At 39.4% G+C, this 11,950-nt stretch carries 15 protein-coding genes and 1 other annotated feature; all 15 genes read right to left on the reverse strand.

Translation table 11 applies throughout. From position 1 onward, the window contains the following. Window positions 1-9 precede the first annotated feature (9 nt). The gene (locus WKH56_RS03990; protein ID WP_028411711.1) at window positions 10-459 is read right to left on the reverse strand and encodes an ACT domain-containing protein; all 450 of its coding nucleotides are present in this window, start codon (window positions 457-459) and stop codon (window positions 10-12) included. A gap of 33 nt (window positions 460-492) precedes the next feature. Beyond that, the gene (gene obgE, locus WKH56_RS03995; RefSeq protein WP_028411712.1) at window positions 493-1,779 is read right to left on the reverse strand and encodes a GTPase ObgE; all 1,287 of its coding nucleotides are present in this window, start codon (window positions 1,777-1,779) and stop codon (window positions 493-495) included. A gap of 51 nt (window positions 1,780-1,830) precedes the next feature. Continuing rightward, window positions 1,831-2,367, reverse strand: a complete 537-nt coding sequence (locus tag WKH56_RS04000) for a Spo0B C-terminal domain-containing protein (RefSeq protein WP_013085118.1) — start codon at window positions 2,365-2,367, stop codon at window positions 1,831-1,833. A gap of 171 nt (window positions 2,368-2,538) precedes the next feature. Next, window positions 2,539-2,832 (reverse strand): 50S ribosomal protein L27, encoded by a 294-nt coding sequence (rpmA, locus tag WKH56_RS04005; RefSeq protein ID WP_013059335.1) that lies wholly within the window; start codon window positions 2,830-2,832, stop codon window positions 2,539-2,541. A gap of 16 nt (window positions 2,833-2,848) precedes the next feature. Next, a complete protein-coding gene (locus tag WKH56_RS04010; protein WP_013059336.1) occupies window positions 2,849-3,181 on the reverse strand; it encodes a ribosomal-processing cysteine protease Prp in 333 nt (110 codons plus the stop codon). Between the two features lie 9 nt (window positions 3,182-3,190). Continuing rightward, window positions 3,191-3,499, reverse strand: a complete 309-nt coding sequence (rplU, locus tag WKH56_RS04015; protein WP_013059337.1) for a 50S ribosomal protein L21 — start codon at window positions 3,497-3,499, stop codon at window positions 3,191-3,193. A 14-nt stretch (window positions 3,500-3,513) separates the two neighbouring features. Further along, window positions 3,514-3,585 (reverse strand) — a sequence feature (ribosomal protein L21 leader region). 78 nt (window positions 3,586-3,663) lie between these two features. Continuing rightward, the gene (locus WKH56_RS04020) at window positions 3,664-5,133 is read right to left on the reverse strand and encodes an Rne/Rng family ribonuclease (protein WP_342834725.1); all 1,470 of its coding nucleotides are present in this window, start codon (window positions 5,131-5,133) and stop codon (window positions 3,664-3,666) included. An 83-nt stretch (window positions 5,134-5,216) separates the two neighbouring features. Beyond that, window positions 5,217-6,083 (reverse strand): M50 family metallopeptidase, encoded by an 867-nt coding sequence (locus tag WKH56_RS04025; protein WP_033579652.1) that lies wholly within the window; start codon window positions 6,081-6,083, stop codon window positions 5,217-5,219. Then, the gene (locus WKH56_RS04030) at window positions 6,076-6,858 is read right to left on the reverse strand and encodes a M23 family metallopeptidase (protein ID WP_028411716.1); all 783 of its coding nucleotides are present in this window, start codon (window positions 6,856-6,858) and stop codon (window positions 6,076-6,078) included. The genes WKH56_RS04025 and WKH56_RS04030 overlap by 8 nt, the downstream gene beginning before the upstream one ends. 120 nt (window positions 6,859-6,978) lie before the next feature. Further along, entirely contained in the window at window positions 6,979-7,779 is an 801-nt protein-coding gene (minD, locus tag WKH56_RS04035; RefSeq protein ID WP_013059341.1) for a septum site-determining protein MinD, read from the reverse strand. Window positions 7,780-7,781: 2 nt separating this feature from the next. Continuing rightward, window positions 7,782-8,465: a septum site-determining protein MinC gene (minC, locus tag WKH56_RS04040; RefSeq protein ID WP_028411717.1), complete on the reverse strand. Its 684-nt coding sequence runs from the start codon at window positions 8,463-8,465 to the stop codon at window positions 7,782-7,784. Window positions 8,466-8,581: 116 nt separating this feature from the next. Then, window positions 8,582-9,100, reverse strand: a complete 519-nt coding sequence (mreD, locus tag WKH56_RS04045) for a rod shape-determining protein MreD (protein ID WP_048019718.1) — start codon at window positions 9,098-9,100, stop codon at window positions 8,582-8,584. Further along, a complete protein-coding gene (mreC, locus tag WKH56_RS04050; protein WP_013059344.1) occupies window positions 9,100-9,981 on the reverse strand; it encodes a rod shape-determining protein MreC in 882 nt (293 codons plus the stop codon). The genes mreD and mreC overlap by 1 nt, the downstream gene beginning before the upstream one ends. A gap of 19 nt (window positions 9,982-10,000) precedes the next feature. Continuing rightward, complete coding sequence (locus WKH56_RS04055; protein WP_013059345.1) at window positions 10,001-11,026, reverse strand: rod shape-determining protein; 1,026 nt, start codon at window positions 11,024-11,026, stop codon at window positions 10,001-10,003. Window positions 11,027-11,255: 229 nt separating this feature from the next. Next, window positions 11,256-11,942 carry a RadC family protein gene (radC, locus tag WKH56_RS04060; protein WP_028411718.1) on the reverse strand — a complete coding sequence of 229 codons (687 nt, stop codon included), beginning with the start codon at window positions 11,940-11,942 and terminating at the stop codon, window positions 11,256-11,258. Window positions 11,943-11,950: the final 8 nt, after the last annotated feature.

The following is an 11,950-nucleotide window of genomic DNA, read 5'->3' on the forward strand; positions in this document are numbered from 1 at the left end:
TGTTTACCATTATGCCCCTGAACCAAGCACGTCCACTTTATCTACAAACTCTAAGCTTTTCAGTCTTCGCAGCATTTCATTTAACTCAACACTCATACTTGCTGTATCTAATGAAAGAGTTACGTTGGCACGCCCTTGTAAAGGGATGGTTTGGTGAATTGTTAGCACATTGCATCCTGATGATGCAACGGTGCTCAATAAATGTGATAAAGTTCCTGATCGATCTTCAATATGAAAAAATAGTGAAATAATGCGCTGTTTGACAACCGTCTGAAACGGAAAGACCGTGTCGCGGTACTTATAAAAAGCACTGCGACTCAAGTCTACGGCTTGTACAGCATCTGCTACCGACTCAGCTTTTCCCCGTTCAATTAACAGCTTCGCATCCAATGTTTTTTTCATCGCTTCTGGTAATACATCTTCGCGAACTAAATAAAACTGCTTATCGCTCTTATGCAAGTAAAGCCCCTCCCCTTATCCTATGAACAACAATTAGTCGATAAATTCAAATTCATATTCAAACAGCTTTACAATGTCGCCATCTTTTGCTCCTCGTTCACGAAGGGCTTCATCGACGCCCATGCCTCGAAGCTGGCGCGCGAATCGACGAACTGATTCTTCACGTGAGAAGTCAGTCATCTTGAATAATTTTTCGATTTTTTCACCGCTTAATACGTATGAGCCATCGCTATCACGCGTAATAACAAATTCCACTTCTTTCTTTTCATGCTTGTACAGTACGCGGTGCATAGATAGATCTTCCTCTTCTTGCATTGGGAATTCCGGCGTCGTTTCTACAAGATCAGCTACTGTAAATAACAGTTCGCGGATTCCATCACGCGTTGCCGCAGAAATTGGAAAGATTTTCACTTCGTCCCCTACTTTTTCTTTGAATGCAGCTAAATTCTCTTCGGCTTGCGGGATATCCATTTTATTTGCTACCACTACTTGCGGACGTTCCGTTAAACGCATATTATACTGACGCAGCTCTTCATTAATAGTTAAGTAATCTTCATATGGATCACGGCCTTCTAAACCTGACATATCGATTACATGGACAATCACGCGGGTACGTTCAATGTGACGTAAAAACTGATGACCTAATCCTACACCTTCATGTGCACCTTCGATTAGCCCTGGTAAATCTGCCATCACAAAACTGCGATTATCTTCTGTCTCAACTACTCCCAAATTCGGATTAATTGTTGTAAAATGATATTCAGCAATTTTTGGCTTTGCAGCAGACGTTACGGATAATAACGTTGACTTTCCAACACTTGGGAAACCAACTAATCCTACATCGGCTAATACTTTTAATTCAAGAATGACATTTCTCTCTTTACCTGGCTCTCCATTTTCTGAAAGCTCCGGTGCTGGGTTTGCAGGTGTAGCAAAACGCGTATTCCCACGCCCTCCGCGTCCACCTTTAGCAATCACTGCACGCTGGCCGTGCTCAACTAAATCAGCAATCGTTTCGTTCGTATCTTCATCCAACACAACGGTACCTGGTGGAACTTTTACAATCATCGGCTCAGCGTTACGTCCGTGCTGTCCTTTTGACATTCCATGTTCACCACGGCTTGCTTTAAAGTGACGCTTATAACGGAAATCCATCAGCGTACGTAATCCTTCTTCTACTTCAAAAATGACATCTGCACCGTGACCACCGTCACCACCTGCAGGACCTCCTTTTGGTACGTACTTTTCGCGACGGAAGGCAACCATTCCATTTCCTCCGTCGCCACCTTTTACATATACCTTGACCTGATCTACAAACATTTCTTTTTCACTCCGTTCTATATCTTAGCTCTTGCCATAGCAAAAGCGCTTTTAACTTATTGTGAGCATAAGGCTAAATTCATCTTCAGACATATGCTGTTCAACCAATGCAACTCCTTGAGCGCACTCATAACATTGTAGCTTGTTTTGTAGCTTCTGTATATCTGTTAGTATTCCACTAAAGTCAAAAAAGAAACGAATTCCCTGTTCTTCAATGCATACTGAAATACTCAAATAGTTTTCTGCATGATAATCAACATATTTTTCGAGTGCTTCTGTCAAATAGCAACACCAGTTGTATACGAACTCATCGTATTGTGATAAATCCTTCAATTCTCCAAGCACTTCCACATCTAAGCGAACAGCATGGTTATTCCAATGATAGGTCATAACAAAGCCCGCAAACAGTCGCATATTGATGTTTGTTAACTTGGATTCATGTTTGGATTCATTTACAATTTCTTCAATGATTTCATTCGCTCGATCAAGCCGATTCAACGCTAGATTGCCTTTGATTAATTGCAGCTTATTTAACCAATCATGCCGCGCGTATCTTAATACCTCTACGACATCCCATTCTTTTTCCATCTTAGCACTCCTAACTTTGACTCGAGCATAAGTATTTCACAACGCTGACAAACATCTCGTATCAATCTTCTTAGATATGTTCGATTATAACAAATTCCAATGGGTAATAGGTGAAATATTCTACAAAAAGAAAACTCTAACCTACTTGGGTTAGAGTTTTCTTTTTGTATCTTATGCTTCTTGAGCAACAGGGTATACAGATACTTTTTTACGGTCACGACCGAAACGTTCAAATTTAACGATACCGTCGATTTGAGCGAATAAAGTATCATCTCCACCACGACCTACGTTTGCACCTGGGTAAATTTTAGTACCGCGTTGACGGTATAAAATTGAACCACCAGATACGAATTGGCCATCAGCACGTTTAGCACCAAGACGTTTCGAGATTGAATCACGACCGTTTTTAGTACTACCTACTCCTTTTTTAGAAGCGAAGAATTGAAGGTCTAATCTTACTAACATGACATCCACCTCCTGTTTAGTTGTCGTTAATTTTTATATAATTACTGTAATCTAATTCGATCGTTTTCAGTGAAACAACCATACCTTCTAATAGCAATTGAATCTGTTCCAATGTGAACGAATCCACATCTTTCGGAATCTCACAACGGAGATAGCCACCATCTCCACCTTGCTCTAAGTGCGGTTCAACCCCACTTATTGAAAAGATAGCATTAATTGTTCCAAATGAAACTGCAGATGCTCCCGCACAAACAAGATCTTTTCCGTGTTCGGAAAAGTCAGCATGTCCACTCATCGTGAACCCGTCAACTTTCTTATTTGCATCACGAGAAATCGTCACCTTAATCATTTGTTATAATTACGCGTTGATAGCGTCGATTACAACTTTTGTGTAAGGTTGACGGTGACCTTGCTTACGACGATAGTTTTTCTTTGCTTTGTATTTAAATACAGTGATCTTTTTAGCGCGACCTTGTTTTTCAACTTTAGCCGTAACTGTTGCACCTTCTACGAAAGGAACACCAACTTTCACGCTGTCGCCACCTACAAATAATACTTTGTCAAAAGTAACTGTTTCGCCTTGTTCACCAGCAAGTTTTTCAACGTAGATTGCTTGACCAGCCTCTACTTTAATTTGCTTACCACCAGTTTCAATAATTGCGTACATTCTCTGCACCTCCTCTAAAAACTAAGACTCGCCATCACAGGTGTTCAAGTGAACTTAAAACCTGTTCTGAGCGGTTGTAGCACGGGTGCTACAAACCAACATATTAAATCTTACTACAAATCAAAGGTTAGTGTCAATTGGAATTCATGTTTTCTTCTAAAAATTTATATAGAAGCAGAGACCCTTTTTTGAATCTGCTCTTTCGACCCCAATTGACGCAAAACAAATGCGTTTGTATAATCATCGCTTGGCGTAAGATATACGGTTTTTTTAACCATTTTCTCTAGAGCTTTGAGAAACCCTTGAGCTTTCATTTCATTTATAACATCACTTCGCGTCTCAATCCAAATAGCCTCTTCTTCCGCGCCGCGATGTTCCCAAATTACACGTTCAATTTGAAAAGCAACCGTTTTGGGATCAATCATTTTACCGGTTCCTTCACATACTTCACAAGGCATAGTTAATGTTGACCCAATGCTATTGCGCACTTTCTTCCGCGTTAATTGCAATATGCCGAGCTCTGTAAAGCCAACTACATTCGTCCGCACTTCATCTTGTTCACATAGCTTTTTCATGTACCTTTCTACTTCTGTCCGATCTTCTTTATGAGACATATTTATAAAATCAATTAAGATCATGCCGCCTAAGTGACGTAATTGCATCTGTTTGGACAGTTCATACGCAGCTTCCATATTTGTTTGAAGCATCGTCTTTCGAATATTATCTTTTCCTGAAAACTTCCCCGTGTTCACGTCTACGACCGTCATCGCTTCCGTTTCGTCAATAACGATATAACCTCCACTTTTGAGCCACACGATTCGCTTTAAAAGCTTCTCTATTTGCCGTTCCACATCATAAAAGGAGAAAATATTTTCATTTCCTTTATAGTACTCTATTGACGAGTTAGGGTAGGCAGCTTGAAGATGTTGATATAAGTCAAAGTCATCTACTACTATCCCGTCAATTCCTTGTTGAACTGCAGCTTGCACTCTTGTTTCGAGAAAATCTTGTCCTTTGCTGACTAGGGCAGGAGCTTTCATTCCCTGTGTCTGTCGTTCAAGGCGCTCATATTTCTTCTGTAGCTCTTTTATTTTGTGTTGGACCGCAGCTTCTGATTTTTCCTCAATCGCTGTTCGAAATAAAAAGCCTTCCATCCCCTGTTTTAACCGCTCGCCAAGCTGTTTCCACTGTTGGCGTTTTGGCTCATCTATTTTTTTGGATACAGCGACATAGTTTCCGTGCGGTAAATATACAAGCTCATCAGAAGAAAATTCAATAATACCCGTCAGCTTCGGCCCTTTTGTTCCAATGCCTTCTTTTACAACTTGAGCCAATACTTTTTCTCCTTCACGAATAAAAGCAGACATCGGCTGCTGATCCTTGTGAGGATTATCTGACTGCTGATAGGATACAAGTTCATTTCGATGAATAAATCCGTTCATTGATAAACCAATATCGATAAAGGCTGCTTGCATATTCGGCAGGACTTTTACGACTTTACCCCAATATATATCACCAATAATTTGATTCTCGCTTTGTTCTTCTAAATATATTTTTTCTAGTGTTTTATCGTTTATCACGGCTATACGTTTGGAAGAAGTAGCCGCGTTAATGATACATGCCTTCACATACATTGCCTCACTTTAATCTAAATTCATAGGAAAAAGTTCGGTCAGTGCAACCGAACTTTTTTCATTCTATTCTATGTTACTAGAAATCAGTAAACTGTTACAAGTTCATCTAGTGGGCTATTTGTTCTTTTTTCTACAAAGTAAGCGTGTAAAAGTTCATTTTCATCAATTTGTACATGCTCGCCTGTTTGAGATGTAGCAATAATCATATGCTTACAACCTCTTTGGAATTTTTGCAGGACTTGATGGAGCGTCTCACTGGTTGATACACTTAGCGTTTTTAAAGCTCCAATTGGATGCTCTTTTCCATGATACCTCTCCAACAAAAAGCGCATGTAGACAAATTGCCTGCTCTTCCATTCCAAATATCCGGATATAATTAAAAATGAAATAACAATCCATAAGTGCAGCTGAAAAGGATGCATAATGACGGCGTAGATAATACCGATAGCTAAAAAAAACGTTGATAACCGGAGTGCAAGCTTATGCGCTTCTAAAAATGGTAAAGAACGACTGCACATTAAAAAAAGCAGCTTCCCTCCGTCCAATGGCCAAATGGGCAAAAGGTTAAACAGTAAAATTACTGTGCATTGAAACATAAATTGCTCATACGTTTCCAAAGACAACACATTTATTTTCATTAATAAGAAAGCAGCTCCAAACATCCAAAGATGCTGAAGAGGTCCACTTATTGTCACAATAAACTCTTCTCGAAATGGACGATTACCATGTTCATCTACTTCTGCTACTCCTCCAAAAGGTAAGAGCATAATTCTACGAATTCGCCAAGAAAAACACTGAGCCGCTACGGCGTGGCCCAGTTCATGAATAATTACAATAATAAATAACAAAAAAAGCTGCTTTACCGTAGCCGTTAAGATACCAATTACGAAAATCCCCCAAAACAATGGATGAATGTGAATTTTCATTAATAACGAAAAAGCACTATTCAAATTGAATCACCTGACTAGGATCCACAAACTTATCGCCTTTTTTAATAGCAAAATAGAACGTTCCAGCATCGCCTTTTTTACTGTTTTCCACAATTCCTACTTCTTTGCCTTTATTCACAAAATCATACATGCTAACATTGATTTTTTTGAGCTGTCCATACCAAGTTTCAGTTCCATCGGCATGTTGAATAATAACGGTATTCCCAGTATCATCACGTTTTCCTACATACCTTACAATACCTTCACTCATTGCTTCTACAACAGAATCCACTCCTGTTTGAACCGTCACGCCTTGCTTACTTTGAGCAAATGTTTCCGTTACTTTCCCTGAAGCTGGAGTAGCGTATTCTCCGCTTACACTTTGCTCCGTTTTGCTAGACTCCTTATTCGGCAGTAGCGTTAACGGCTTCCCAAACTTATCTTCATACCAAGAGGAAACAGCCGCAAACTGAAATTCTTTATCCATTGTTTGTTGAACCACCACTCTGGCCTGTTCAAAAGCAGGAGAAGCGTTCTTGAACATAATCCCTACAATTAACACTAAGCAGGCCGAAGCTAAAATTTTAAATAAAAAGCGTTCTTTTCGAAATAACGGATGATATTCCTTTGCTGATGGTGTGTATTCAACCGCAGAATAATCCATCGATCCATATTTTTCTTCTTCACTCATTAAGGACGTATGAAGAGGTTCTTGAGGAAGACGCTTCGTTGTATTTAATTGTTTTCGCTTGCGCTCAGCAATTCGTTTACGGATTTCATCAGCACGTCGATTCATGATTCATCATTCTCCTTGTTCTTATCGTATAATCAACTATATGACTTGTCCGTGGAGCTTATGACAGCTTGACTCTACAAAATCACACAAATAAAAAAAGCTTCCTCTATCGGAAGCTTTTTAAGAACGAACACCAAAGAATCGTTTAATACGTGCAAACATTCCCTTATCTTCTTCATCTAACGATTGAAGAGGAACCGTTTCACCTAGAATACGTCTTGCAATATTACGATATGCAATTGATGCTTTGCTTGATGGATCCATGACAATTGGTTCACCGTTGTTAGAAGCACGAATAACATTTTCATCGTCAGCAACGATTCCAATTAAATCAACAGCCAGAAGCTGAGAAATTTCTTCCACGTCCAGCATGTCTCCATTTTTCATCATATGACTACGGATTCGGTTAATAACCAGTTTTGGAGATTCGATATCCTCTTGCTCCAATAATCCAATAATACGGTCAGCATCACGAACAGCTGAAACTTCCGGTGTTGTCACAACGAGTGCCTTATCAGCGCCAGCTACGGCATTCTTATAGCCTTGTTCAATACCAGCTGGGCAATCAATAACCACATAGTCATAGTCTTGCTTTAACTGAAGAACTAACTCTCGCATTTGTTCTGGTTGAACAGCTGTTTTGTCACTCGTTTGAGCAGCAGGAAGTAAGTACAAACATTCAAAACGCTTGTCCTTAATCAAGGCTTTTTGCGGTTGGCATCGACCTTCTACCACGTCTACAAGATCATAAATAATACGATTTTCAAGCCCCATTACAACATCCAAGTTGCGTAAGCCGATATCAGTGTCTACTAGACACACGCGCTTTCCAGCTAATGCTAGAGCAGTACCTAAATTGGCTGATGTCGTTGTTTTTCCAACTCCACCTTTACCAGACGTAACAACAATAGCCTCTCCCACTGTCAAATTCTCCTTTCTACCCTGGTCAAATTCGGTCTTAGATGCGGTAAAGCTTGCACGCGATCTATCACCATTTGATCATTATCATCTAAGTATGCACATTCCATTATATTCTCTTCCTTCTCACTGCGCTCTTCTTCTGATCGGGTAATGATATCAGCAATGCGCAGCTGTGAAGGTTTCATTAACGATGCAGCAATAACGGCGTTTTTATTGCCGCGATATCCTGCATGAGCAATCCCTTTTAAAGCACCTAATACAAATAAATTTCCTCCAGCTACAACGGTTCCTCCGGGATTTACGTCTCCGACTAGAAGCAAATCGCCTTCTACATGGAGAACCTGTCCTGAACGAACTACCTTTGTAACAGATACTAATTCACTTTCTTCTCTTACTCGGACTGCATCTTGCTTTAAAATAACGTTACTATCAATTTGTTTAACTACTAAATACTGATTTTCTTCTATGAGCGCCTTCAATTCGGTTTCCTGCTCTGTAGTTAAATAACGATTTCCGATTTTGACATACACTGTGACGATTTGATCGGCATCGCCATGCTTATTTGTCAAAAGCTTCGTCTTAAGTTCCGTCAAAAGCTCTGCAAATGAACATGTATCATTGAGATGCAACGTTAATCCATCTTTTGTTCCTTTAATTGTCACATTTTGTTGCTTTTGTTTATTCAAGACGCTCACCTCAACGAATATATAATTTCGACAGAGACTTACTCAATTCCTTTTTTTCGTTTCTTCAATCAGCATTTTTATCACATCACGAACGAGAAGCGTAATATATTTTCGGATCAGCGTTCATCGATAAATTTAGCGAAATATTGAAAACATCTTTGAAGCGGAAATGCAAAAATGAGTGCAAATATGGCATTTAAAATGATGGTTGCGTAAAATCGCTCTTGCAAGAAGCGACCAATGGTCATATCGGATATATTAATAATGCTATTAATTCCATATACATAAAACTCAATAATGGCTACAGCTAATAGCGACATGCAGATTACGATAAGCGTATTTTGCTGAAAAATCTTCATTAGTTTTGATACGATATAGCATACGGCCGGCAATCCAAGCGCGTATACTCCTAAGACATCCGTAAAGGCAATATCGTACATGAATCCAAGGATTACCCCATATAGCATCGCTTGCTTTGGGTGATAATACACTGCCATAAAAGCCAGTACCACTACAACAAAGTGAGGCGATAGAACCCAGTCTCGCCATGGTGATGCCATGGCGACAAAATTAACAAAGATACTTTCAAACATAAAAACGACAAGCACGAGAATAGGAAGGACAAACCGCTTCATCAGTTAGCCTCCTCCGCCCCTAAATCGTCTTCAGCAGCGGGCGCACTTCTTTTAGCTACAACTACGTTATCTAAGTCATACAAGTCAGCAGCAGGTTTGATATAAGCTTTTTTCGTTAATCCATATTCATCAGGCTCAATTTTTGTGATAACGCCAATTGGAAGATTGCTAGGAAAAATGCCGTCTTCTTGTCCTAGACCGGACGTTACTACTTTTTGCTTTTCTTTAATATCAGCATCAAAAGGAATACGACGCATAACAAGCGCCTGTTCTTTATCATCATAGCCTTCAATTAAACCAAACACTTCTTTTTTAGCCTGAATTTTAGCAGATACACGGTTTGTACGATCTGATGAACTAATTAACTGCACAGTAGATGTGAACTTAGATGCATGCTTCACTTTACCAATCAGCCCTTCAGGAGTCATAACAGCCATATTTTCCTGTACATTATGAACCGTCCCTTTATCAATGGCAATTACCTCATGCCAACGGTCTGGATTACGAGCAATAACTGTTGCTTCGATTGGATTGTATTGACTTAAATCCGTTTTTTTGTCGAGCTGTGCTCTTAATTTTTTATTTTCTTGCTGCAAAGCGTTGGCTTTCGTTTCTAATTGCATGCGTTCGTCTAAACGGGCTTTTAATACCTCGTTTTCTTCGTATGTACGCTTTAAGTCACCTACATTCTGAAAGAAACCCGCTACAAATTGTGCGGGTTCATTAAAGGTAGCCTGAACAAGACCAACCGTATCTTTGACAAACTGTTCAGGCCACGTTACATTTTTACGACCATTTAACGAAAAACCAATCAATGCCACTAATACAATAATACTGACCAATAAAATAACTAAACGTTTATTTAAGAAAAATTGTGGCACGATCTACACCTCTTAATATTTAGCGATATGAATCGCTTGTACGATTTTTAAATAAATCAATGTGTTCTAACGCTTTACCAGTTCCAATTGCAACACAGTCAAGCGGATCTTCTGCGATGACAACCGGCATATTTGTTTCTTCACTAATAACTTTATCTAAATTACGTAGCAATGCGCCACCGCCTGTTAATACAATACCGCGATCCATAATATCTGCCGCAAGTTCAGGTGGTGTTTTTTCTAATGTACTTTTTACTGAATCGACAATAGAAGCCACTGTATCTTTTAGCGCTTCTGCAATTTCTTCTGCTGAAATTTCGATTGTTTTCGGTAGACCTGTTAGTAAGTCACGTCCGCGAATTTCCATGTTTTCAATACCTTCTGGAATTCCGGCAGAACCGACTTCTACTTTTAATGCTTCTGACGTACGCTCACCGATCATTAAATTGTAATTCTTGCGAATATATTGAATAATCGCTTCATCCATCTCGTCCCCAGCGATACGGATTGACTGACATGTTACGATTCCGCCTAAAGAAATAATCGCAACTTCTGTTGTTCCTCCACCAATATCTACTACCATACTTCCCGTTGGCTCCCAAACCGGTAGATTGGCGCCGATTGCTGCAGCAAATGGTTCTTCAATTGTATACGCATCACGCGCGCCAGCCTGACGAGTCGCATCAATAACGGCACGCTTCTCAACAGCTGTAATGCCAGAAGGTACACAAACCATTACATACGGCTTACCCGCAAACAAACTTTTTGTTTTTTGAGCTTGATTGATGTAATATTTCATCATCGTCGCAGTTGTTTCGTAATCTGCAATAACTCCATCTTTCATTGGACGAAGGGCTACTACGTTCCCAGGTGTACGACCAATCATATTTTTTGCATCGTTACCTACCGCAACGATTTGTTTTGTATCAGTTTGCAAAGCCACAACAGACGGCTCACGCACAACAATTCCTTTTCCTTTTACATAAACGAGCGTATTTGCAGTACCCAAATCTATTCCAAGGTCTCTAGTACCGATTCCAAACATGTGTCTCTTCCTTTCTCTTACCAAAATGCAAAGGTAAAAATTCCATAATTCAATTTCTTCATTTCATAAGTAACATTTTTTATTTTCTATACTTTTTTCATAGATGTCAACGCCAAATATTGTATGATAAAAAGTCATACTTTGTCTATTAATAACGAATGATTGTAAAGAACTTGTCATTTAAAATCATGACTACTATTATAACCCAAGGATTTTAAAAAGCATAGCCTTACATGTATCCTTTTTCTTTTAAACTAATATATTTTCGATCTCCGATAATTAAATGATCTAACAATTCAATTCCTATGATAAATCCGCACTCTTTTAAGCGCTTCGTTACCTCTATATCTTCTCTGCTGGGAGTAGGGTCGCCGGAGGGATGATTATGAATACAAATAAGAGATGCAGCTGAACGACGAAAGGCTTCTTTAAATACTTCTCTTGGATGGACAATAGATGAATTGAGGCTTCCGATAAAAATGGTTTGCTTGTGGAGAACTTGATTTTTCGTGTTGAGGTATAAACAGACGAAATGCTCTTGGGACAGCACGCGCATTTCTTCCATCACATAATTAGCTCCGTCTTCAGGGCCATGAATGGTATATCGCTCACTAGATTTCCGCTGTACAATCCTCTTACCTATTTCAATAGCCGCTATAATTTGAATCGCTTTTGCAGGTCCGATACCTTTAATATTCATCATTTCATCAAGCGATGCATGCTGTAAAAGTTGAAGACCTTCAAAATGCGTTAATATGCGATTGGACAGCTGAAGAACAGATTCATCTTTGGTTCCGGTGCGCAGCAAAATAGCAATAAGCTCGTGGTTAGAAAGACTAGAAGCACCCATTGCCACAAGGCGCTCTCGAGGTCTTTCATCTTGAGGAAAATCTTTAATTAGCAATGATTGATCCAATTTCGTCA

The sequence above is a fragment of the Priestia sp. SB1 genome, assembly GCF_038898415.1.